Raw genomic sequence first — 22,841 nt, 5'->3', positions numbered from 1 at the left:
GCAATAATGCCTATCTGTCCTTTTCGGGGGGTTCACTAGTGGTTTTTCCGATGCTCACTCCGGCATGGCGCCCATCTCCCTCCCGGAGAGGTGAAGGGCCCCCAGGACGGCCGCCTGGACGATGGCCGCCGGCAGGTAGAGATCCTTGTCGACCCACAGCGGCGGCGGACGGTGGTCCCGAGCGGCCAGCAGCGCCTCGCGGCCGCGCCGTACCGCGTCCCGCTCCCGCCGGATCGCGTTCCGCTCCCGGCCGCGGGCGGCGCCGGTCAGCAGCAGGGTCTGCAGCGCGTAGGCGGTCTCCTCGGCGGTGCCCTCCCAGCGGCCCCAGGAGCCGTCCGGGCGCTGGGTGTCGAGCACCCACTCCGCGGCCCGGCCGACCGCCTCCCGCGACTCCGGGCCGCCGAACTCGGTCAGGGCGATCGCGCAGCAGGCCGTGGCGTAGTACGGCGAGACGTGCCAGCGGTCCGTCCACTTCCCCTCGCCGTCCTGCCGGCCGCGCAGCCAGGAGGCGAGCTTGGCGACGACGGCCGCGTGCCGGGGCTCGCCGCCGCGGCGGCGCACGTACTCGCCGAAGGCGTCGAGCACGTGCGCGTTGGTCGTCGGGGACATCCCCTCCTCGCCGCGCCAGGTGCAGAAGTGGGTCTCCAGCTCGAACGGCCACAGCCCCTCCGGCTCGCGCGGCTCGCCGAGCAGCGCCAGGGCGTACAGCGCCACGGAGGTGGTGTCGGCGTCGGCCGGCAGCCCCGGCCCGGTGGCGACCCCGTCCGGTCCCAGCCCCTCGCGCAGGCTCGCCGCCAGCTCCGGCGGCGCCTCCACGGGGAGGCCGGCGCGCAGCAGCCAGCTCAGCGTCCAGCCGCGCTCGAACACGGTGATGGGGAGGGCGCACGGCACAGGCCCGCCGGAGACCGACACCACCTCCTCCAGGTACCGCCGCACCGGGGCCGCCGCGCCGGGCGGGCGCGCGCCGTCCCCGGAGCCGCCCGCGGAGGCGTCCCCTCCGGCCCGGCGTGCCACGGGGCCGCGGCCAGCCAGGCGGCGCTCGCCGCGGGCGACGCGCCGACGGCCGCCATGCCGGCGGTCATCGGCGTGGGGACGACGCCCGGCGAGGCCGCCCCTCCGGGCCCGCCGACTCCAGCGCGTGGACCAGCTTCTGCGGGACGGCCGCGCCGGAGGCCATCCACCGTCTGACCGCCGCCAGCTTGGCGCCGTCCGCGCCGGGGAACGGCCCCGGCGCCGGGCCGAGACGGCCGGCGGTGTCCGGGTCCTCCGCGGCGAGGTGATCACCGATCAGGGAGAGCAGGTGGGGCACGATGAGCTCGATCGCCGGCATGTCCGGCAGCGGCTCCTCCCGGCCCGCGACCGCCCCGGCCCGCACCAGCTCCAGCCCCCGGGCGGCGGCCTTGGCCAGCAGCTCTCGGTCGGCCGGGGAGGACTCCCGCCGGCGCTCGGCCAGCAGCGCCTCGACCACGCTGAGGGTGGGGACGAGGCCGTGGTGGCCCGGAGGGCCCCAGCCGCCGTCCCCTCGCTGGGTGGCGATCAGGAAGTCGATCCGCCCGGCGTGCCCGGACAGCCACGGCGCCAGGCTCACCACCCGGCCGGTCTCGTACGGCGAGGCCGACACCTGTCCCCAGGGCGCGGCCAGCAGCCCGGCCACCAGCTCCCGTGCCGCGGCGGGCAGGTCGCCCGGAGCCGGAAGCCGGCCGGGCGCCGGGGCGGGCCGGGCGGCGGCACTCACGGCGCCCACGGCGTTCACAGCGTCCCCCAGTAGTCACCGACCTGGTAGAACCCGGCGCAGAAGTCCATCTGGCGCTCCATGTAGCGGGTCAGCTCCGGGTGGGCGTCCAGCGCGGTCAGCAGCTCCCTGGCGTGGGCGGCGAGTTCGGTGGCCCGCCGTTCGATCCCCGTGTGGCCGCCGGGGTCGAGCGGGATCGCGTTGAGGTCGCCCCAGGCGACGTCCCGCTCGTAGGTGCCGAGGTCGTTGAGGAGGCGGATGACCCGCTGCACGGCCCGGCTCGCCTCGCGCAGCGGCTCGACGTCGGAGACCGCCGCGCCGTCGGCGACGTGGATCCAGTGGGCGGCGAGGACGAAGGAGAACCCGAGGTTGTCGGCGTTGGCGAGGTACTCCTCCAGCGTGGGCCGGGCCTTCTCGCTCTTCCAGCGCCACTCGGTGAGCATGCCGTCCAGCATCCGCCGCAGCTCGTCGCGCCAGACCGGTCCGAGCACGCCGTACGCGGGCGAGGCGGACAGCTCGTCGCGGATGTCGGCCAGCATGCGGGTCAGGTCGTCGCCGGGAGAGGGCGGGGCGCCCTCGGCCACGTCGGCGCAGCGCCGGGCGATGTCCTCGACCTCCTCCCGGGAGGTTGCGACGTAGTCGACGAGCCAGTCCAGGCCGAAGGCCCACAGGGTGACCTTGTTGGCCATCCGCAGCCGGTCGGCGCCGAGCCACGGCCCGCTGAAGGCCATCGCCAGGGAGAGTGTGCTGTACAGGGCGGCGTCGAACGGCTTGGCGGAGAACAGCTCCGGATAGGCCGCCGCCCACTCGCGCATGTCCCGCTGGGCGCGTCCGGCTCCGGCGCAGACCGCCCCGCACTCCGCGGCCGGCGGCCAGGCGTCCCGGGCGGGCACGGCCGTCATCGCGCGGCCCCGACCCGGTCGTGTCCGGCGAAGGCCACTTTCAGCATGATCTTCTGCTTCGGGCGCAGCGAGGCCGCCCAGCCCATGGGGTACGGCCCCGGGGTGGGCACCGACACGCGGTACCGGCTGAGGATGGAGGCGACCACGAGCGGCGCCTCGACGTAGAACAGGTGCTCGCCCAGGCACTTGTGCGGCCCGCCGCCGAAGGGAAAGTAGGAGTACCTGTGCCTGCGCTCCCCCTCGGCCGGCGCGAACCGCTCGGGGTCGAACTCGTCCGGGCGCTCCCAGAACCCGTCCAGCCGCTGCGTGGCGTAGGGGCAGATGAACACCGTCGAGCCGCGCCGGATCCGCACGCCCCCGACCTCCGCGTCCTCCATGACCTGGCGCGGCAGCAGCCAGCCCGCCGGGTACATCCGCAGGGTCTCCAGCAGCACCATCCGGGTGTAGGCGAGCCGCGGGAGGTGCTCGGGCCGGGCCGGGCCGTCGCCGACCACCTCGTCGATCTCGGCCTGGAGCCGGGCCTCGACCTGCGGGTGCTCCTTCAGCAGCAGCCACAGCCAGGTGATGACCATCGCGGTGGTCTCCGAGGAGGCGGCGTAGACGCTGACCAGGGCGTCGCGGATCTGCTTGGCGGTGAGCGGGTCGCCGTTGTCGTCGGTGGAGCGGCAGAGCATCGAGATGACGTCGGTGCTGTCGTCGGGGTGGTCCATGGCCCGGCGCACGATCGGGTACACGACGTCGTCGATCCGCTGGACGGCCTTCTCCAGGGCCCGGTCGCGGGGCACCCGGACCGTGTAGGGCATGAACGGCATGAGGAACCGGTAGACGAGGGAGTTGGCGACCGTGTCGAAGGCGGGGATGATGTCCTCCCCGTCCTTGCGGTCCAGCTTGTCGCCGAACAGCACCCGGTTGACGATGTAGGTGAGGATGGTGGACATCTCGGTGGCGGCGTCGAAGCTCTGCCCGGTCCGGGCATGGTCGTCCCACTCCTCGATGCGCCCGGCGACGCGGCGGGAGACCTCCTCGGCGATCGTGGCGATGTACCGGGTGGTGAACATCGGCTGCAGGATCTTCCGGCTGATGCTCCACTGCTCGCCGTCGCCCATGATGCTGTGCCCGAAGAGCCGCTCCAGGGGCCGCCAGAACATCCCCATCCGCTGGTAGTTCGTCCACTCCAGGCGCATCACCTGCTGGACGTGGTCGGGGTGGGAGACCAGGTAGGGGCGGAACGGCCCCAGTCCCAGCCGGACGACCTCCCCGCCGGACTCCCGGGCGATGCCCGCCAGGGCGACCGCGGGACCGCGGAGCAGGGCCGGGAGTGCCCGATACATCGGAACTGACCTCGCCCGCCGGGCGGATAGGACGGCCACATCTGTCGGCATCGCCAAGGTCTCCCCACCGGCGCCCCGAATCCGCGCAGCACGAGACCGCCCACGACGGTGCGGGCCGTACGGGATCCGACGGCGGGGTCCGGCCACCTCGCCACGGCCGGTTCCCGCGCGGAGAAAACAGGTCAGGACCTGCCGGAGGACAGCCCTCGCGCGACCTTCCCGCGCACCGTCATGCGCTTTCCGTCCTTGCGGTATTCACTGAGCGCACTATTACGACATTTGCAACTCTTGGCGCGAAACATTACATGATCCACCACTCGTGATCAAGTGATGATAAAATCATAAAGTGCATCAGTGCCACCAACACCGGTCATTGGTCCCAAATTAACAAGATAGGATCCGCTGGATGTCAACTTTCGCCTTGACATCCGGCCACGGCGGATGGTCACCTGGGGCCCGGCCGATCCGGCGCCGCCACCGGGCATGACAGGCCGGTCGTCGCGGCGGGACCCCTGCTCGCGAACCCCCGGCCCATCGGCCCGGGACCCGCTCACTCGCGGAAGGCCGCCAGGATCCGGTCGGCGGCCAGGGACGGCGTCAGCGTCCCGGCCCGCACGTCCCGCTCGACCTCGGCGGTCATCTCGGCGACCCGCGGGTGCTCGCGCAGCGCCGCCAGCAGCCGGTCCGTCACCAGCGACCAGGTCCAGCGGACCTGCTGGCGGCGGCGGCGCTCCTCCAGCTCACCCGAGGCGGCCAGCGCGTCCTGGTGGGCGACGACGCGCGCCCACAGCTCGTCCAGGCCGGCGCCCGACATCCCGCTGCAGGTCAGCACCGGCACCGTACGCTCCGAGCGCAGCAGCCGCAGCGCCCCGGCCAGCTCCCGGGCCGCCTTGCGGGCGTCGGCCTCCCCCGGGCCGTCGGCCTTGTTGACCGCGATCACGTCGGCGAGCTCCAGCACGCCCTTCTTGATGCCCTGGAGCTGGTCGCCCGTCCGGGCCAGGGCCAGCAGCAGGAAGGTGTCGGCCATGTCGGCGACGGCGGTCTCGGACTGGCCCACGCCGACGGTCTCCACCAGCACGACGTCGTAGCCGGCCGCCTCCACCACGACCATCGCCTCCCGGGTCGCCCGGGCGACGCCGCCCAGGGTGCCGGAGGTGGGCGAGGGCCGGATGAAGGCGTCCGGGTCGGCGGCCAGACGCGCCATCCTCGTCTTGTCACCGAGGATGCTGCCGCCGGTCCTGGTCGACGACGGATCGACGGCGAGCACCGCCACCCGGTGCCCCTGACCGGTCAGCCGCACACCGAGGGCGTCGATGAACGTCGACTTGCCCACCCCCGGCACGCCGGTTATGCCGACCCGGCGCGCCCGGCCGGCCAGCGGGGCCAGCTCGACCAGCAGCCGCTGCGCCAGCTCCCGGTGGTCGGGCCGGGAGGACTCCACCAGGGTGATCGCCCGCGCGATCCACGCCCGGGAGCCCTCCTTCACCCCCGTGACGTAGTCGTCAAGCGTCCGCGCCATGACCCAGCCGGGTGAGCAGGTCGGCGAGCAGCCCGCGGGCGGCGTCGGCGATCACGGTGCCGGGCGGGAAGATCGCCGAGGCCCCGGCGGCGCGCAGCGCGTCGAAGTCGCCCGGCGGGATCACCCCGCCGACCACGATCATGACGTCCTCGGCGCCGAGTCCGGCCAGCGCGTCGCGCAGCGCGGGCACCAGCGTCAGGTGCCCGGCCGCCAGCGAGGAGACCCCGACCACGTGCACGTCGGCCTCGACCGCCTGGCGGGCGACCTCCTCGGGCGTCTGGAACAGCGGGCCGACGTCCACGTCGAACCCGAGGTCGGCGAAGGCCGTGGCGATCACCTTCTGGCCCCGGTCGTGACCGTCCTGGCCCATCTTGGCCACCAGGATCCGGGGGCGGCGCCCCTCCAGCCGCTCGAACTCGGCGCACATGCCGCGGACCTCGTCCACGCCGGAACCCACCTCCTCGCGGTACACCCCGGAGATCGTGCGGATCTGGCCCGCGTGCCGGCCGAAGACCTTCTCCAGCGCCTCGGAGATCTCCCCGACGGTCGCCTTGGCGCGGGCCGCCTCCACCGACAGCGCGAGCAGGTTCGCGTCACCCGCCGCGCCCTTCGTCAGCGCGGCCAGCGCCTCCTCCACCGCCCGCGGGTCGCGCTCGGCGCGCAGCCGGCGGAGCTTGTCGAGCTGCCGGGCCCGCACCGCGGTGTTGTCCACCTTGAGCACCTCGATGGGCTCGTCGGCGTCGGGCCGGTACTTGTTGACGCCGATGACCGGCTGCGCCCCGGTGTCGATGCGCGCCTGGGTGCGGGCGGCGGCCTCCTCGATGCGGAGCTTGGGCAGCCCGGCGTCGATCGCCCTGGCCATGCCCCCGGCCGCCTCCACCTCCTCGATGTGCCCCCACGCCTTCCGCGCCAGCTCGTGGGTGAGCCGCTCCACATAGTAGGAGCCGCCCCACGGGTCGATCACCCGGCAGGTGCCCGACTCCTGCTGCAGCAGCAGCTGGGTGTTGCGGGCGATCCGCGCCGAGAAGTCGCTCGGCAGCGCCAGCGCCTCGTCCAGCGCGTTGGTGTGCAGCGACTGGGTGTGCCCCTGGGTGGCGGCCATCGCCTCCACGCAGGTGCGCACCACGTTGTTGAAGACGTCCTGGGCGGTCAGCGACCAGCCGGAGGTCTGCGAGTGCGTCCGCAGCGACAGCGACTTGGGGTTCCCCGCCCCGAACCCCGACACCAGCCTCGCCCACAGCAGCCGGGCCGCCCGCAGCTTGGCGACCTCCATGAAGAAGTTCATGCCGATGCACCAGAAGAACGACAGGCGCGGCGCGAACGCGTCGACGTCCAGGCCCGCCCCGACCCCGGCCCGCAGGTACTCCAGGCCGTCGGCGAGGGTGTAGGCCAGCTCCAGGTCGCAGGTGGCCCCGGCCTCCTGGATGTGGTACCCGGAGATCGAGATCGAGTTGAACTTCGGCATCCGCTCGCTGGTGTAGGCGAAGATGTCGGAGATGATCCGCATCGACGGCCCCGGCGGGTAGATGTAGGTGTTGCGGACCATGAACTCCTTGAGGATGTCGTTCTGGATGGTCCCGGCGAGCTGCTCGGGCGCCACCCCCTGCTCCTCGGCGGCCACGATGTACAGCGCGAGCACCGGCAGCACCGCGCCGTTCATGGTCATCGACACGCTCATCTTCTCCAGCGGGATGCCGTCGAAGAGCTGCCGCATGTCGTAGATGGAGTCGATCGCCACCCCGGCCATGCCGACGTCGCCGGCCACCCGGGGGTGGTCGGAGTCGTAGCCCCGGTGGGTCGCCAGGTCGAAGGCGACCGACAGGCCCTTCTGTCCCGCGGCGAGGTTGCGCCGGTAGAAGGCGTTGGACTCCTCGGCGGTGGAGAAGCCGGCGTACTGCCGGATCGTCCACGGCTGGGTCGCGTACATCGTCGGGTACGGCCCGCGCAGGTACGGCGCCACGCCCGGGTAGGTCGCCGGGAAGTCCAGCCCGTCGAGGTCGGCGGCGGTGTAGAGGGGCTTCACGGCGATCCCCTCGGGGGTCTCCCACACCGGCCCGGCCGTGCCGTCCCCGGCGGCCCGCCGTACGGCGGGCCCGGCGGCGCTCGCCCCGCCGTCCAGCGGGACCGCGGAGAAGTCGGGAATCATCGGGTCACCCCCAGGTCGTCGAAGGTCGTGCGGAGCACGCCGAGCGCGTCGCACCCGGCGTACAGAAGGGCGTCCACGCCCGGGTACTTCCCCCGCCCCGCCAGCCATATCCGCCTGGCCCCGGCCGCGCGCAACGCGGCGGCCACCGGGCCGGCGTGCTCGCCGTACAGGCGGTCGGCGGAGCACAGGCAGGCGACCCGCGCGCCGGAGGCGGTGAACGCGGCGGCGATCTCCTCCGGGTCGGTCAGCGGGCCGCCCGACACGGTGGCGATCCCGCCGGCCTGGAACAGGTTGGCCGCGAACGACGTCCTGGCGTTGTGCGCCGCGACCGGCCCGATGGTCGCCAGGAACACGTGGGGGCGGACCGGCTGAGCGTCGGCCAGGTCGCGCAGCCGCTCGAACTCCCCGGCGTAGTGGACGCCGGCGACCGGACGCGGGTGCGGGGGACGCCGCAGCGGGCGCTCGGCCAGGTCGGGGAACTCGCTCACCCCGGTGATCGGGTCGCGGCGGTGCGCGACGGCCTCCGAACGCCGTTCCCGGGTGGCGGCCAGCCGCCGGGCGACGAGGTCGTCCCCGGCCCGCGACCCCGCGCCGCCGGCGCGCTCGATCTCCTGGAACCACTCCCAGGCCCGCTCGGCCAGGTCGCGGGTGAGGCGCTCGACGTAGTAGGAGCCGCCGGCCGGGTCGGTCACCCGGGCCACGTGGGCCTCCTCCAGCAGCAGGGAGTGGGTGTTGCGCGCGATGCGGCGGGCGAAGGCGTCCGGCAGGCCCAGCCGGGCGTCGAACGGCTGCACGGTCACCGCGTCGGCCCCGCCGGTGCCGGCCGCGAAGCAGGCGAGCGTGGTGCGCAGCATGTTCACCCACGGGTCGCGGGCGGTCATCATGGCCGAGGAGGTCACCGCGTGCTGCCGCTGCCCGGCGTTCCGCGTCACCCCGCACACCTCGGCGACGCGGGCCCACAGCAGGCGCGCGGCGCGGAGCTTGGCGATGGTGAGGAACTGGTCGGCGGTGGCGGCGTAGCGGAACTCCAGCTGCCCGAACGCCTCCTCCTCGCTCAGCCCGGCGCCGGTCAGCACCCGCAGCGCCGCGACGCCCGCGGCCAGGGAGCAGCCCAGCTCCTCGGCGTCGCCGCCGCCGGCGTCGTGGTACGGCGTGGCGTCCACGACGGCCGCGCGCAGCCCGGGGAAGCCCGCGGCGCAGCGCCGGGCCAGGTCCGCGGCGGTCTCCGGGTCGCGCAGCGGATCCGCGCCCAAGGTGCCGGTCAGGAAACCCGCCGCGGGCCCGCCGTCACCGCTCCCGGGAGGCGCCTCCGGCCGGGTCGGCCGCTCGCGGGCGGCCTGCCCGGCGGCCAGCGCGAACAGGGTCTCGGCCGCCTCGCGGGTGCGCTCCCCCGCGTCCAGCGCGACCGAGATCAGCTCCAGGTGGACCCGCTCCAGGACGCGGGGCAGGTCCTCGGGCTCGACGGCGAGCCACAGCGAGGTGACGCCGTTCTCCAGGTCGGCGAGCACCGCCTCGGGGTCGGCCGCCTCGTGGCGCTGCCGTATCTCCCAGCTCCCGCCCCCGGACCGGGAGCCGCGGACGTAGGGGGCCACGCCCGGCAGGCCCGGATCGCCCGGCAGGTCGGAGGCGTCGTAGATCGGGGCGATGGTGACGCCGTCGTGGGTCGTGAAGGCCAGCGCCTCCTCGGGCGAGGCCGCCTCGACGCCCGACCTGCGCAGGACCCCGAGCGCCAGCTCCCGCCACCGCTCCCGCGTGGCCGGGGGGAAGCCGGCGGTCCATCGAAGTTCCTCAGGCGGCACCGTCATGCCTGGGATGGTAAGCCCCACGGCCCGGTGACGGCCTCCCGGGGTCCCCGCCCGGGTGTGTCCCGGCCGCCGCGCGGCGGATCTCCCGCGGCCTCTCCCCGGGTGTCCGGGGCGCAGGGATCCGGGCGCGTCAGGTGACGGGCTCCTCCCAGGCGGCGTTCCAGGTGGCGCGGTCGACGGCGCCGGTGGCGGGCAGGCCCTTCTCGTCCTGGAACTTGCGGCAGACCCGCTGGGACTCCTCGCCGTACAGGCCGTCGGCGTCGAGGTCCCAGCCGCGCTCGCGCATCTGCCGCTGCCAGGTGCGGACGTCCTCGCCCTCCATGACCGGCGGATATTTGAGGACGCGGCCGGGGAAGACCGGGTGCGGCTCCGGCGGGGCGGGGGTGGCGCCGGGGCGGGGCGCGCCCCGCTTCACCCACGCGTACAGCGGCTCGCCGGGGCAGTCGGTGGCGTACCCGTCGCGGTGGCCCTTGATCTCCCGGCCCGCGCCGCCCTCGGCCCGCAGGTACTCGACCGCGTCGAGGACGGCGTGCAGGATGCCGTCGGTGGGCTTGGTGAGCCCGGTCGAGCCGACCAGGCCCAGCACCGCGTAGTGGCCGCTGTTGAGACCGGGGCCGTTGGCCGCGGGCAGGTGGTGCGGCCCCCTGCCCTCGAACACCTTCCGGTGCGGACACGCCACCATGCTGTAGCCGATGTCCAGCCAGCCGTTGCCGTCCATGTGCTGGTTCTGGATGGACCGGACCAGGGCGACGCACTTGGCGTGGTCGTCGACGATGCCGGGGTCGACGCGCCCGCCGGTGTAGTGGACCTTCACACCCCTGGTGGAGGAGATCCTCGAGTATGAGCCGCGCGGGGCGCGGGCGCCCCATTCGCGGCGTTTCACGATGTCGGCCACAGGTGTCTCCAGGGGGAACGCGAACTGCTCGATGTACCGCGCGACCGACGTTATCCGTAGTGTCCCGCGAGGCGGGGCGCGTTTCGCAAATACCACCAGTCGCATCTCTGTCACATGCGGGGCCGATGACGGTTTTCGCCCCGAACATGGACGTACCACTTCCACCGCCGGAGCGGTCGAAACCACCGGCGTCCCGCGGCGCGAGGCCGGTCCGCTCCCGCGCGGGCCCGCCGCCAGGGAGAGATCGCAGGTCGGAGGCGAGGAGCACGGGCCACGACGACCCGCCGAGGCCGGGGCGAACCGCCCCGCTACGGCGTCTCGCCCCGGTCGGGGCGGATGACCCGGCGTTCGGTGACGATGGCGGTGATCAGGTCGCGCGGCGTCACGTCGAAGGCCGGGTTCAGCACGGCCGCGCCCTCCGGCGCCAGCCGTACCCCGCGCACGCCGAGCACCTCCTCCGGGTCGCGGTCCTCGATCTCGACGAGGTCCCCGGAGGGGGTCGCGAGATCCACCGTGGACTCCGGGGCGACGACGACGAACGGCACCCCGGCGCGGCGGGCGCCCAAGGCCAGCGCGTAGGAGCCGATCTTGTTGGCGGTGTCGCCGTTGGCGGCGATCCGGTCGGCGCCGATCAGCACGGCGTCGGCCTCGCCTCTGGCCAGCAGGAACGGCCCCGCCGAGTCGACGACCAGCCGGTACGGCGCGCCCATCCGGCCCAGTTCCCAGGCGGTGAGCCGGGCGCCCTGCAGCAACGGCCGGGTCTCCAGGGCTATTGCCCCGGCCAGCCGTCCCCGTTCGTGCAGGGTCTGCACGACGCCGAGCGCGGTGCCGCGCTCCACCGCGGCCAGGCCGCCGGTGTTGCAGACGGTCATGATCCGCGGCCGGTCGCGGCCGGTCAGCTCGCACACCAGGTCCGCGCCCCGCTCCCCCATGGCGTGGCAGGCCGCGATGTCGGCGTCACGGATCTCCAGCGCGCGGCCGAGCACCGCCTCGAACCCCTCGTCGAGGTGCTTCAGCGCCTCGTCCACGCCCCAGGCGAGGTTGACCGCGGTCGGCCGGGCGGCCCGCAGCCGGGCCGCGGCGGCCGCCGGATCCGGTTCGGTGGCCGCCGCGAGCGCGACGCCGAGCGCCCCGGCCACGCCGAGCGCGGGCGCCCCCCGCACGGCCAGCCGCCGGATGGCGTCGATGAGGCCGTCCACCGTCCCGACCCGGATGACGGCGCACTCGCCGGGCAGCAGGGTCTGGTCCACGAGCTCGACGGCGTCGCCGGCCCAGTCGATCGTCCGCATGTCCGGCAATCTACGCCCGCTCCCCGGGGGGTCCGCCACCCCTGTTCCGGCCCGGCGGGCCACGGCCGTACGGGGACGCGGAGGACAGACGTGTACGCCACCGGCGTCAGGGGAGCCTGTCCTTCCGGACAGGCCGGACCGGCACGCACCGAGCTTCCGTGACGACCGTCCGCCCAGGTCGGACGGGCAGACCCGGTACGGCGCGCGCGAAGGCGCCCGCTCCGCGTGCCCCCGACGTCCCCGCGGCCCGGCGAACAAGACGAGGCCGCAGGACGTCATAGGGAGACATGAGACGATCCAACGGCGCCGGACGCCTCCCGGCCCTCTCGATGGTGGTGGCGGGCGTGCTGATGGCCTCGGCCGCGTGCGGTTCGGCGACGCCCGCCCAGCGGGACATCTCCCCGGCGGGGAACGCGGCCGGGGACGCGCGGTCCGCGGGCGCCGCGCCGATCGCGGCCGGAAGCGCCGTGACGGCCGTGCCCGGGAACGCCGCACCGGGCACGGCGGGGAAGCGCGGCCCGCGAGCGCCGTCCCGGCGGCCGGCGCCGCCACCCTCTCCGGCGCGGCGGCACCCGGGCGCTGCCGGACCGGCGCGCTCTCGGCCCGGGTCGGCCGGGTGGACGCGGGCGCGGGCCAGCGGTACGCGCCGCTGGTGTTCACCAACGGGTCCACCCGGACCTGCTGGGTGTACGGCTTCCCGGGCCTGGTCACGATCGACCGCAACGGCGACGCGCTGCGCACCAGGCCGCGGCGGGAGAACGTCCGGCCGCAACGGGTGACCCTGCGGCCCGGCGCCTCGGCCCACTTCAGGATGCACTGGACCGAGGTGCCGAGCGGGCGGGAGACCACCTGCCCGGCCTCCGCGCGGCTGATGGTCATCCCGCCGGACGAGACCGTCTACCTGACGGTCCCCTTCTCGGCGCGGGTCTGCGACGACGGGCGCATCGACCTCACCCCGGCGGCCCCGGGGGCGCGCCTCTGAGCCTCACCCCAGCGGCCGGGGCGTCGCCGTAGGCGGCCAGGAGCGCGGGGAGCGTTCCGGTGGCCGCGGCGATGGCGGCGGTGTTCCGGTACTCGCGCCATCGCACGACCTTCCCGCCGCGCACGGTGAGCACCGCGACGAAGGACGCGGCGCCGCGAAGGCCGGTGGTGGTCACCGTCCCGGCCAGCTCGTACTCCGCGACGACGGTCTCCGGGTGCTCGGACCCGGCGGCATCCCGGCCATCACCGACCCCCAGCAGGCCGCCGCCCATCCGGAGCTGTCGGCCCTTGCGGTCATGGCCCACGGCCGCGACCGCAAGGTCGTCGAGGCCTTCGCCTCAGCGCTCGCCGAGCTACCCCACGACTACGCTGCGAAGTACTATGAACACGCTTACGACATGTCCGTGCCCGAGGTGCGGCACCTCCTGGAGGAGATCATGACGTCCACCGACTGGCCCGTCCACAGCCCCTTCGCCCGCGAGCACTACGGCCGCGGCCTGGCAGAAGGCAAAGCAGAAGGCAAGGCGGAAGGCAAGGCGGAAGGCGAGGCGGAAGAAGCCGCCAAGCTGGTTCTGCTGGTGATGGACGCCCGTGGCCTCGACGTGCCGGACGGCGTCCGCGCCCGGATCACCTCCTGCACCGACCTCACCCTCCTGGAGACCTGGGTGACCCGCGCGGCGACCGCCCAGACCGTGCACGACATGTTCGACGAAGCGAGCGAACAGGACCGCTGACGAATATCCGCCCGTGAGCAGAGCAGGGTTCCGGTAGACGGCGCTCCGGCTCCGGCTCCGGCTCCGGCTCCGGCTCCGGCTCCGGCTCCGGCGGCATCGAAACCTCTTCCCGGCGGGGATGCCAGGAGGTTCGCGGACTGAGTCGCCATGTGCCACCGGTGCGGTCGCCGTACCGGTGGCGTTTCCATGCTCGGCGGGCCGTCCGGGGCGGCGTGCCAGAATGCACCATGGCACTGCCGACGCTGACCGTGGTGAGCGGGCCTCCGGGGTCCGGCAAGACGACCCTGGCCCACCGGCTCGCCCGGGAACTCGGCCATCCGGCGATCATCCGTGACGAGATCAAGCAGGGCATGGCGGACGCCGCCGGTGACCGTGGCCCCGATGCGGGAGCCGCGCTCAACCTGCCGGTCCTGAAGGTGTTCTTCGACGTCCTCGGCCTGCTCACGCGGGCCGGGGTCAGCGTGGTCGCCGAGGCCGCGTTCCAGGACCGGGTATGGCGGCCGAACCTTCAGCCGCTCATCGGCCTCGCGCGGATCCGTGTCATCCGCTGCGTCGTCGACGCCGCGCTCGCGGGCGAGCGCATCGCCCGGCGCGCCGCCAGTGACGCCCACCGGGCCGCCCACGCCGACCACGACCTGCTGAAGGCGATCGCGGCGGGCGAGCGCGACCTGGCCGCCTTCGGCTGGATCAGCATGGACCTGCCGGCGCTGACCGTGGACACCACCGGCGGCTACGACCCGCCCCTGCCCGACATCGTCGCCTTCGCCGCGGCACGCGCCGCGCCTCGTGAGCCAGGGTCTCCCACGTGACCCTCCCGGCCCCGGGCGCGTCGGCCCCCGGGCGGAAACCCCGCGCACCCCACACCCCGCTCCACTCCGGAACGGCACGATTCCCGTGATCGCCCCATCCCGTTCCACGGCGGTACGGTTTCCCCGTGACGGAACGACGCGCGATCCTCAGTGGCTCCACCTTCGAGAAGGAGATCGGTTACGCCCGGGCCGTGGTGGACGGGGACCGGGTCCATGTTTCGGGCACCACCGGGTTCGACTACGCGACCATGACGATCTCCGACGACGTGGTCGAGCAGGCCGAGCAGTGCCTGCGTAACATCGGCTCGGCGCTGGCCGAGGCGGGCTGCTCGTTCGCCGACGTCGTGCGGGTGCGGTACCTGCTGCCCGACCGCGAGGACTTCGAGCCCTGCTGGCCGGTGCTGCGCCGGCACTTCGGAGAGGTCCGCCCGGCCGCGACGATGCTGGTGTGCGGCCTCTCCGACCCGCGTATGAGGATCGAGATCGAGGTCGACGCGCGCCGCCCCCGGACGCGGGACACCGCCTCCCCGGCCTGACCACCGGACACGACCTGACCACTGGACCGCGGCCCGGCCGCGCCCGGATCGGGGTGTCGTCCACGGACCGGCCGGCCGGATCGTGACCGAGACGGGCGGGTGACCGGCGGGCGCTACCGGCCGATCGAGGCGGCCGGCTCCGGGGGCTTGCGCCAGACGATCGAATATCTCCACAGGAGGTGGCGGCGGTAGCGCGCGCCCGGAAGCGTCTCCCGTGCGATGCGGCGCATCCCGGCGTAGGTCTCCGGCGGCGGCCAGACCATGGGGGCCGAGTGCTCCCAGTAGGTCCGCCTCAGCTTGTACAGCCGGGTGCCGACGGCCACGGCGAGTTCCCAGGGGAGATCCGCGGGGAGCCGGGAGCGGGCGAGGCCGACGACGACGAGCGTCCCGCCGGGGCGGAGGAGGTCGCTCATCCGCCGGAGCGCCGGGACGGCGTCCATGTGGTGGAGCGTGGCGACCGAGACGACCGCGTCGAAGGAGGCGGGTTCGAAGGGGTGGGTGCGGAAGTCACCGAGGACGTACTCGACGCCCGAGCCGTCGTCCCGCCGCCGGGCGAGGTCGATGCTGGGCTCGTCGAGGTCGATGGCGGTGACGTGCGCGGCGACCCGGCGCAGCTCGCGTGACAGGACGCCCTCGCCGCAGCCCACGTCGAGGACCCGGCCGCACCCGCCCGGCAGGGCCGTCAGGATCACCGGGTGGTAGTGGACGTTGTGGTTCCACCGCGACACCTGACGCCCGCCTCCCCCGATGGCTTCCGGACTCCGGGCCGATCAACGGCCTCCGGACCCCGGGCAGGTCCTCCGGCCGGGGCCTCCACCGTAGCGATCATCACGCGGGCCGTACAGGGAACGCGGGCCGTACAGAGAACGTGGCCGTACGGAGAACGTGGCCGTACGGACGCGACACCGTTCTCGGAACGGGGACCGCACGGACGCGGCACCGCTCTTGGAACGGGGCCGCGGCCGGTGCATCATCGAGGCCCCGCCCCGTGACGGCCCCCGACGGGCCATTCGAAGGAGAACGCCCGTGTCCCAGCGCGCCGACCTGCACGACCTGCACGAGGAGCTCGTACGGCTCCGCCACGACCTGCACCGCGAGCCGGAGATCGGCCTCGACCTGCCGCGCACCCAGGAGAAGGTGCTGGGCTTCCTCGACGGCCTGCCGCTGGAGATCGGCACGGGCCGGGCGCTGAGCTCGGTGACCGCCGTGCTGCGCGGGGCGCTGCCGGGTCCGACGGTGCTGCTGCGGGGCGACATGGACGCGCTGCCGGTGACCGAGCGCACCGGCCTGCCGTACGGCTCGGCCGTCGAGGGGGTGATGCACGCCTGCGGGCACGACCTGCACACCGCGATGCTGGCCGGGGCGGCGCACCTGCTGTCGGCGCGCCGGGACCGGCTGGCCGGCTCGGTGGTGTTCATGTTCCAGCCGGGCGAGGAGGGGGACGGCGGGGCGAGGATCATGCTCGACGAGGGGGTGCTGGAGCTGTCGGGCGAGCTGCCCGTCGCCGCGTACGGGATGCACGTGATCAGCGCGGAGATCCCGCACGGGTTGTTCGCCTCCAGGCCGGGGACGGCCATGGCGGCGGCGGACAAGCTGAAGGTCACCGTGCGCGGCCGGGGCGGGCACAGCTCGGCGCCGCACCGGGCCAAGGACCCGATCCCGGCGGCGTGCGAGATGGTGACCGCGCTGCAGACGATGGTGACGCGGGGCTTCGACGTCTTCGACCCGGTGGTGGTGACGGTGGGCAGCTTCCACGCGGGCACCGCCGACAACGTCATCCCCGACGAGGCCCGGTTCGAGGTGACCCTGCGGTCGTTCTCGGCCGAGGCGCACGCGCGGGTGCGGGAGGCGGCGCCGGCGCTGGTGCGCGGCGTCGCGGCGGCCCACGGCCTGGAGGTGGACGCCGACTACGTGGTGAACTACCCGGTCACCGTGAACGACCCGGCCGAGGCCCGGCACGTGGAGGCGACGGTCCGCGAGCTCCTCGGCGAGCACCGCCACCGTCCCATGCCCCGGCCGCTGACCGGGTCGGAGGACTTCTCCTTCGTCGGGCAGCGGGTGCCGTCGGCGTTCGTCTTCCTGGGCGCCTGTCCCCGGGACGCCGATCCGGGCCGGATGCCCTACAACCACTCGCCCGAGGCGGTCTACGACGACGGCGTGCTGGCGGACGGGGCCGCGGTCTACGCCGAGCTGGCCGAGCGGCGGCTCTCGGCCGCCGCGTCCGCCTGACGGTCCCGTCGCCGGTGCGCCCTCCCGGCCGGGTTCGGGTGTCCGGCCCGCCACCGGTTTCGTCCGTCGGCCGGGCCGGCTCGCCCTCCGTGCCCGTCCGGCGGTCGTCACCTCCCGGGGGACGGCCGCCTCCGGAACACGGCGGCCATCACCTTCCGGAGGACGGCCGCCTCCGGAACGCGGCGGATCAGCGGTGCACGGTCTCGCCGCCGTCGATGAACGCGGCCAGCGCGCGGTCGCGCTGGGACGCCGACGGCAGGCCCTCGGCGTCGGTGACCGACTGGATCGTCAGGGCGGCGACCGTGGCGCCCTCCGCCAGGGCCCGCTCCGGGCCGAGCCCGCGCAGCGTGGCGGACAGGAACCCGGCCGCGAACGCGTCCCCCGCCCCCACCGGGTCCACGACGGGCACGTCGAAGGCGGGACGGTTCCAGGAGCCCTCGGCGGTCACGGCCGTCGCGGACCGGTCGGGGTTCTTGACGACCACGGTGCCGACGCCGTCCGCCCGGAGGTCGGCGACGGCCTCGGCGGCGCGCCGGCCGGTCAGGAGCTCCAGCTCCTCCGTGCCGGCCAGCAGGATGTCCGCGCGGCGCAGCAGCGGCCCCACGACCTCCCGCCACCGGTCGGCGTCGCCGAGCTTGCGGCGGACGTTGGGGTCGAAGGACACCGTGACGCCCCGTTCGCGGGCCAGCTCCAGCAGCCGCCCGGTCGCCCGGCGGGTGTCCTCCGACAGCATCGGCGTGATGCCGGTCAGGTGGAGCAGCCGGGCGCCGTCCAGCGTCCCGGGGCCGGGCCAGTCGCCGGAGGCGTGGCAGGCCGCCGACCCGGCCCGGTGGTACTGCACGTCGATCGCCCGGGCGGGATGGCTGTCACGGATGAGCACCCCGGTCGGGTACCGCTCGTCGGTCTGCGCGTGCGACAGGTCGACGCCCTCCGCGCGCAGGTCGGTGAGCACCGCCTCGCCCGCCGGGTCCGCGCCGACCCGGCCCAGCCACCGTACGGCGTGGCCGAGCCTGGCGAGCCCGATCGCCACGTTGCCCTCGGCTCCGGCCACCGAGCGGCGGAAGCTGCGGGCGCGGGCCAGCGGCACCCCGGGCTCGGCCACCATCAGGAGCATGCACTCCCCGTACGTCACGACCTCGGCCACGGCCACGGCCTCTCTCTGCTGGGTGTTCGTCCATCGGTCTGCTGCCGCCGTACCGGATCGGCACGGCGACCAGTGTGCCATCCGGCTGGCCTTCAGGAGCCCCTGGAAACCGGCTCGAAACGCGCGCGGGCCGGGCACGGGCCCGGCGATACGTAAACCATCCGATGCGCCGCATCCGTCCCAGCGGCAACACTGGGCGGCGTGACCACGTCCTCATCCGTCGGCGCGCGCCGCGTCGCCCTGCACCGGTGGGCGGACGTGGAGCCCCAGGAGATCGGGCTGGCCGACTATCGCGACCCGTTCGGCGACGCCGTCACGACCTGGAAGTACGCCCGCTGGACCGGTGAGGAGACGCCGCTCGGCTTCCCCGCGGCCGAGCTGGTGCCGTCGTGGACGGCGAGCGCCCCGCCGGGGTCGTGGATCGAGGTCGAGCTGCGGGCCCGGACCGCGTCGGGCGACCTGACCCGCTGGTACGTGATGGGCCGCTGGGCCGAGGAGGACGGCGACGTCCACCGCACCTCCCTGCCCGGGCAGGGCGACGAGCACGGCGACGTCGCCGTGGACACCTACGTGGCGGCCCGCCCGGTGACGGCCTTCAGGCTCAGGTTCACCCTGTACGGCTCGGGCGCGCGGGTCCACGGGGCCGCGGTGATGGCCTCGGCGCCGACGGCCCGGACGGCGTCGGCGGACGCCGCTCCCCCGGACGCCGTCCGCACGGACTCCCACGTCGGCGCCGCCCATCCGGACGCCGGCCACCAAGACCCCGCCGGGCACGTGGAGCTGGACGTGCCGTGCCGGTCGCAGAAGGTCCACGCCGGGCACTTCCCGCAGTGGGACGGCGGCGGCGCCAACTGGTGCGCCCCCGCCTCGACGAGCATGGTGGTCGCCTACTGGGGCCGCGGCCCCTCCGCCGCCGAGCTGGGCTGGGTCCCGCCGGACGACCCGTGCCCGGCCGTGGACCACGCCGCCCGCGGCATGTACGACCACGGCTACCAGGGCACCGGCAACTGGCCGTTCGGCGTCGCCTACGCCGGCCGCTACGGCCTCGCCGGGTTCGTCACCCGGCTGCGTTCGCTCGCCGAGCTGGAGCGCCTGGTCCGCGCGGGGGTCCCGGTCATCACCTCGCAGTCGTTCCGGGAGCACGAGCTGCCCGGCTCCGGCTACTCCACCGGCGGTCACATCATGGTCGTCGTCGGCTTCACCGCGGACGGCGACGTGATCGTCAACGATCCCGCCGCGCCCGGCGACCACGAGGTGCGCCGGGTCTATCCGCGGGCCGCGTTCGGCGACGTCTGGCTCCGCTCGTCCGGCAGCGGGGGGGTCGCGCACGTGATCCACCCGCCCGGCTTCTCCCTGCCCCCTTCCGACGGCAACTGGTGATCATGCTGAACGACTCTCCCATCCGCCCCGTCGACGTGGCCCGGGTGGACGACCGTCCCCTCTGGGTCGAGATCTGCGGGGAGGAGGTGTGGTGGGACGAGCCGCGCCCGCACGAGGGCGGGCGCAGGTGCGTGGTCCGGCGCGGCCCGGACGGCGTGCCGCGTGACGCGATCCCCCAGGGCTGGAACTCCCGCAACCGCCTCATCGAGTACGGCGGGCGCTCCTGGCGTCCGCTGCCGGACGGCGGCGTGGTGTTCACCAACTGGTCCGACCAGCGGATCTACCGGTACGACGGGAGGCCCGCCGCGGCCGGCGCCGCCTCCCCCGTCCTGGACGCCGCCGGCGACGCCGTCGTCTCGTCCGCTCCGGCCGGTGTCCCGGGCGCCGCGCCCGACACCGTCCGGGACACCGCGCCGGACGCGGTCCCCGTGCCGCTGACCCCTGACGACGGCTCCCGATACGGCGACCTGTACCTGCCGCCGGGCCGCGCCGAGGTGTGGGCGGTGCGCGAGACGCACCCCGCCGGGTCCGGCGCGAACCCCGCGTCCGGGTCCGCGCCCGCCGCCGGAGCCGCAGACGGTTCCGGATCCGCGTCCGGATTCGCCGCCGGGCCCCGCCGCGACCTGGTGGCGGTCCCGCTGGACGGCGGCCCGGTGCGGGTGATCGTCGCCGCCCAGCACTTCCTGGCCGGCCCGCGCCTGTCCCCCGGCGGGACGCACGTCGCCTGGATCGGCTGGGACCACCCGAACATGCCGTGGGACGGCACCGAGCTGTGCGTGGCCCCGCTGGACGCCGCCGGCGCGGCCGGGCCGTACCGGGTCGTGGCGGGCGGGCCCGAGGAGTCGGTGATCCAGGCCGAGTGGCGTGACGACGGCGCGCTGTACGCGCTGACCGACCGCGACGGCTGGTGGAACCTGCACCTGGTGCCGCTGGACGGCGGGGAGCCCCGTAATCTCGCCCCGCTCGCCGAGGAGTGCGGCGACGCGCCGTGGCGGCTGGGCAACACCTGCTTCGCGCTCGCGGGCGACCGGATCGTCCTGCTGCACGGCACCCCGGCCCGCCGCCGCCTGGGCGTGCTGGACCCGGAGACCGGGCGGATCGAGGACGTCGAGGCGCCGCCGACCTACTGGAACCCCACCGTCTCGGCCGCGGGCGACGTGGTGGCGGGCGTGGCGGCCTCGCCGTACACGCCGTTCGAGGTCTTCCGGGTGGACCTGCGGACCGGCGGGCACGAGGTGCTGTCGGCGCGCAAGGAGCTGCCGCCGCGCGAGGTGCTGCCGGAGCCGGAGGCGGTGACGTTCGACGGCGTGCACGCGCACGTCTACCCGCCGCGCGGCGTCACCGGCCCCGCCCCCTACGTGATCTTCGTGCACGGCGGCCCGACCGGCGCGAGCACCATGGTCCTGGACCTGGAGATCGCCTACTTCACCAGCCGGGGCATCGGCGTGGCCGACGTGAACTACGGCGGCTCCACCGGGTACGGCCGCGCCTACCGCGAGCGGCTGCGCGGCGAGTGGGGCGTGGTGGACGTGCGCGACTGCGAGACGGTGGCGCGCGGCCTGGTCGCCGCCGGGCGGGCGGACGCCGGGCGGATCGCGATCCGGGGCGGCAGCGCGGGCGGCTGGACGTCGGTGGCCGCGCTGGTGCACAGCACGGTGTTCCGGGGCGCGGTGGCCCACTACGCGATCACCGACCCGGAGGGCTGGGCGGCCGAGACCCACGACTTCGAGTCGCGCTACCTCGACGGGCTGATCGGCCCGCTGCCCGAGACCCGGCAGCGCTACCTGGACCGCTCCCCCACGCTGCACGCCGATCGCGCCTCCGGTCCGGCGCTGCTCATGCACGGCCTGGAGGACGCGATCGTCGACCCGGTCCAGGCCGAGCGGTTCGTCGCGGCGCTGGACCGCGCGGGCACGCCGTGGGCGTACATCACCTTCCCCGGCGAGCAGCACGGCTGGCGCCGGGAGGAGACGATCGTCGCCGCCCTGGAGGCGGAGCTGGCCTTCTACGGCCTGATCTTCGACTTCCCGACGCCCGAGGTGCCGCCCCTGGCACTTAAGGGTATGCACCAATAATCCACTTTCGGGGGAGTTTTTCGATGAACGAGGTCGCCCAGATCTGCTCGGACCTGATCAGGTTCGACACCACCAACCCCGGTTCCGGTGAGCGACCGGCGGCCGAGCACGTCGCCGAGCTGCTGACCGACGCCGGCATCGAGCCGGTGGTGTTCGAGTCGGCCGAGCGCCGCACCAGCGTGGTCGCCCGCATCCCGGGCGACTCGCCCGAGGCCCTGCTGATCCACGGCCACCTGGACGTCGTCCCGGCCGAGCCGGCCGACTGGCGGATCCACCCGTTCTCCGGCGAGGTCGCCGACGGCTGCGTCTGGGGCCGGGGCGCGGTGGACATGAAGGGCACGGTCTCCATGACGCTCGCCCTGGTCCGCGACTGGGCCCGGCGCGGCGTGCGGCCGAAGCGGGACCTCGTGCTCGCCTTCCTCGCCGACGAGGAGGCCACCGGCGAGTACGGCGCGCGGTACGCGGCCACCAGGCACCGGGACCTGTTCGAGGGCTGCACCGAGGCGATCAGCGAGTCCGGCGGCTACAGCGTCCAGGCCCCCTCCGGAGCGCGGATCTACCCGGTCGCGGTGGGCGAGCGCGGCACCGCGTGGATGAGGCTCACCGCGACCGGCGTCGCCGGCCACGGTTCCAAGCCGCCCAAGGACAACGCCGTGGCCGAGCTGTGCCACGCGCTGTCCAGGATCGCCGCCTACCGCTGGCCGGTACGGCTCACCCCGGGGGTGGCGGCGCTGCTGAACGAGCTGGGCGACGTCCTGGGCGAGCCGATCGACCTCGACCGGCTGGAGGAGGAGGCCGAGCGGCTGGGCTCGGTCGGCGCGCTGTTCTCGGCGCAGATCCGCAACTCGGCGAACCCGACCATGCTGGAGGCCGGCTACAAGGTCAACGTGATCCCCGGCACCGCGACCGCGCACGTGGACGGCCGGTTCCTGCCCGGATACCGGGAGGAGTTCCTGGAGACGATCGACCGGCTGCTCGGCCCGAAGGTCACCCGCGAGTTCGTCAGCTTCGAGGACGCCCCCTCCGCACCGCTGGACGCGCCGTTCTTCGACCGGCTGTGCGACGCGCTCGTCGCCGAGGACCCGGCGGCACGGCCGGTGCCGTACGTGATGTCCGGCGGCACGGACGCCAAGTCCTTCGCCGACATCGGCATCAGGGGGTACGGCTTCGCGCCCCTGATGCTCTCCCCCGAGCTCGACTACTACGGCATGTTCCACGGCGTGGACGAGCGCGTCCCCGTCGAGGGCCTGGAGTTCGGCGTCCGGGTCCTGGACCGCCTCCTGGCCGCCTGACCGCCCGGCCGCGCACCGGGAGCACCGCCTGCCGGTGGCACC

General features: G+C 74.6%; 20 protein-coding genes. 8 read left to right on the top strand and 12 right to left on the bottom strand.

Annotated features, from left to right (window positions below):
- Positions 1 to 54: 54 nt before the first annotated feature.
- The 9 genes from ACQP10_RS13625 to mtnA all read right to left on the bottom strand — a co-directional run bounded on the left by ACQP10_RS13625 (position 55) and on the right by mtnA (position 11,619).
- A complete protein-coding gene (locus tag ACQP10_RS13625) occupies positions 55 to 1,014 on the bottom strand; it encodes a hypothetical protein (protein ID WP_433541469.1) in 960 nt (319 codons plus the stop codon).
- 64 nt (positions 1,015 to 1,078) lie between these two features.
- Positions 1,079 to 1,744 (bottom strand): hypothetical protein, encoded by a 666-nt coding sequence (locus ACQP10_RS13620; protein ID WP_433541468.1) that lies wholly within the window; start codon positions 1,742 to 1,744, stop codon positions 1,079 to 1,081.
- A gap of 5 nt (positions 1,745 to 1,749) precedes the next feature.
- Positions 1,750 to 2,634 (bottom strand): terpene synthase family protein, encoded by an 885-nt coding sequence (locus tag ACQP10_RS13615; protein WP_399500535.1) that lies wholly within the window; start codon positions 2,632 to 2,634, stop codon positions 1,750 to 1,752.
- A complete protein-coding gene (locus ACQP10_RS13610) occupies positions 2,631 to 3,965 on the bottom strand; it encodes a cytochrome P450 (RefSeq protein ID WP_346020118.1) in 1,335 nt (444 codons plus the stop codon). The genes ACQP10_RS13615 and ACQP10_RS13610 overlap by 4 nt, the downstream gene beginning before the upstream one ends.
- Positions 3,966 to 4,515: 550 nt before the next feature.
- Positions 4,516 to 5,484, bottom strand: coding sequence for a methylmalonyl Co-A mutase-associated GTPase MeaB (gene meaB / locus ACQP10_RS13605; protein ID WP_179818194.1), 969 nt, complete (start codon positions 5,482 to 5,484; stop codon positions 4,516 to 4,518).
- A complete protein-coding gene (scpA, locus tag ACQP10_RS13600; protein WP_346020119.1) occupies positions 5,468 to 7,630 on the bottom strand; it encodes a methylmalonyl-CoA mutase in 2,163 nt (720 codons plus the stop codon). Before scpA ends, meaB begins: the two co-directional genes overlap by 17 nt.
- Positions 7,627 to 9,435 carry a methylmalonyl-CoA mutase family protein gene (locus ACQP10_RS13595; RefSeq protein WP_346020120.1) on the bottom strand — a complete coding sequence of 603 codons (1,809 nt, stop codon included), beginning with the start codon at positions 9,433 to 9,435 and terminating at the stop codon, positions 7,627 to 7,629. The genes scpA and ACQP10_RS13595 overlap by 4 nt, the downstream gene beginning before the upstream one ends.
- Before the next feature lie 130 nt (positions 9,436 to 9,565).
- Positions 9,566 to 10,330: a peptidoglycan recognition protein family protein gene (locus ACQP10_RS13590; RefSeq protein ID WP_346020121.1), complete on the bottom strand. Its 765-nt coding sequence runs from the start codon at positions 10,328 to 10,330 to the stop codon at positions 9,566 to 9,568.
- A 308-nt stretch (positions 10,331 to 10,638) separates the two neighbouring features.
- On the bottom strand, positions 10,639 to 11,619 hold the full coding sequence (mtnA, locus tag ACQP10_RS13585) for an S-methyl-5-thioribose-1-phosphate isomerase (RefSeq protein ID WP_346020122.1): 981 nt from the start codon (positions 11,617 to 11,619) through the stop codon (positions 10,639 to 10,641).
- Positions 11,620 to 11,983: 364 nt separating this feature from the next.
- Here mtnA and ACQP10_RS13580 point away from each other — a divergent pair, with 364 nt between their 5' ends.
- A complete protein-coding gene (locus ACQP10_RS13580; protein WP_433541467.1) occupies positions 11,984 to 12,601 on the top strand; it encodes a DUF4232 domain-containing protein in 618 nt (205 codons plus the stop codon).
- On the opposite strand, the gene ACQP10_RS13575 is transcribed toward ACQP10_RS13580, so the two are convergent.
- Complete coding sequence (locus ACQP10_RS13575) at positions 12,570 to 12,905, bottom strand: nuclear transport factor 2 family protein (RefSeq protein WP_433541466.1); 336 nt, start codon at positions 12,903 to 12,905, stop codon at positions 12,570 to 12,572. The two genes, ACQP10_RS13580 and ACQP10_RS13575, sit on opposite strands and share 32 nt — an antisense overlap.
- Between ACQP10_RS13575 and ACQP10_RS13570 the strand changes: the two genes are divergently transcribed.
- From ACQP10_RS13570 to ACQP10_RS13560, 3 genes are all read left to right on the top strand, one after another.
- Complete coding sequence (locus ACQP10_RS13570) at positions 12,897 to 13,334, top strand: hypothetical protein (protein ID WP_346020125.1); 438 nt, start codon at positions 12,897 to 12,899, stop codon at positions 13,332 to 13,334. The two genes, ACQP10_RS13575 and ACQP10_RS13570, sit on opposite strands and share 9 nt — an antisense overlap.
- Positions 13,335 to 13,561: 227 nt before the next feature.
- Positions 13,562 to 14,143 carry an AAA family ATPase gene (locus ACQP10_RS13565; RefSeq protein ID WP_433541465.1) on the top strand — a complete coding sequence of 194 codons (582 nt, stop codon included), beginning with the start codon at positions 13,562 to 13,564 and terminating at the stop codon, positions 14,141 to 14,143.
- A gap of 125 nt (positions 14,144 to 14,268) precedes the next feature.
- Entirely contained in the window at positions 14,269 to 14,679 is a 411-nt protein-coding gene (locus ACQP10_RS13560; protein WP_346020128.1) for a RidA family protein, read from the top strand.
- A 113-nt stretch (positions 14,680 to 14,792) separates the two neighbouring features.
- Here the strand turns inward: ACQP10_RS13560 and ACQP10_RS13555 are convergent, their stop codons facing one another.
- Complete coding sequence (locus ACQP10_RS13555; RefSeq protein ID WP_433541464.1) at positions 14,793 to 15,407, bottom strand: class I SAM-dependent methyltransferase; 615 nt, start codon at positions 15,405 to 15,407, stop codon at positions 14,793 to 14,795.
- 298 nt (positions 15,408 to 15,705) lie between these two features.
- Between ACQP10_RS13555 and ACQP10_RS13550 the strand changes: the two genes are divergently transcribed.
- Positions 15,706 to 16,908 carry a M20 family metallopeptidase gene (locus ACQP10_RS13550; protein ID WP_399500543.1) on the top strand — a complete coding sequence of 401 codons (1,203 nt, stop codon included), beginning with the start codon at positions 15,706 to 15,708 and terminating at the stop codon, positions 16,906 to 16,908.
- Between the two features lie 187 nt (positions 16,909 to 17,095).
- On the opposite strand, the gene ACQP10_RS13545 is transcribed toward ACQP10_RS13550, so the two are convergent.
- Complete coding sequence (locus ACQP10_RS13545; protein ID WP_346020131.1) at positions 17,096 to 18,058, bottom strand: sugar kinase; 963 nt, start codon at positions 18,056 to 18,058, stop codon at positions 17,096 to 17,098.
- A gap of 195 nt (positions 18,059 to 18,253) precedes the next feature.
- Here ACQP10_RS13545 and ACQP10_RS13540 point away from each other — a divergent pair, with 195 nt between their 5' ends.
- From ACQP10_RS13540 to ACQP10_RS13530, 3 genes are read left to right on the top strand one after another with little or no spacing between them, the layout of a single operon-like run.
- Positions 18,254 to 19,432: a C39 family peptidase gene (locus ACQP10_RS13540; protein ID WP_346020132.1), complete on the top strand. Its 1,179-nt coding sequence runs from the start codon at positions 18,254 to 18,256 to the stop codon at positions 19,430 to 19,432.
- Between the two features lie 2 nt (positions 19,433 to 19,434).
- Positions 19,435 to 21,507: a prolyl oligopeptidase family serine peptidase gene (locus tag ACQP10_RS13535; RefSeq protein ID WP_433541463.1), complete on the top strand. Its 2,073-nt coding sequence runs from the start codon at positions 19,435 to 19,437 to the stop codon at positions 21,505 to 21,507.
- Between the two features lie 23 nt (positions 21,508 to 21,530).
- On the top strand, positions 21,531 to 22,799 hold the full coding sequence (locus tag ACQP10_RS13530; RefSeq protein WP_346020134.1) for a M20/M25/M40 family metallo-hydrolase: 1,269 nt from the start codon (positions 21,531 to 21,533) through the stop codon (positions 22,797 to 22,799).
- The last annotated feature ends 42 nt before the right edge of the window (positions 22,800 to 22,841 follow it).

The organism is Streptosporangium sandarakinum, assembly GCF_050942225.1.
Classification (GTDB): domain Bacteria; phylum Actinomycetota; class Actinomycetes; order Streptosporangiales; family Streptosporangiaceae; genus Streptosporangium; species Streptosporangium nondiastaticum.
The sequence above is the reverse complement of the archived record's forward strand: the minus strand, read 5'-3'. Positions and strand labels throughout refer to the sequence as shown.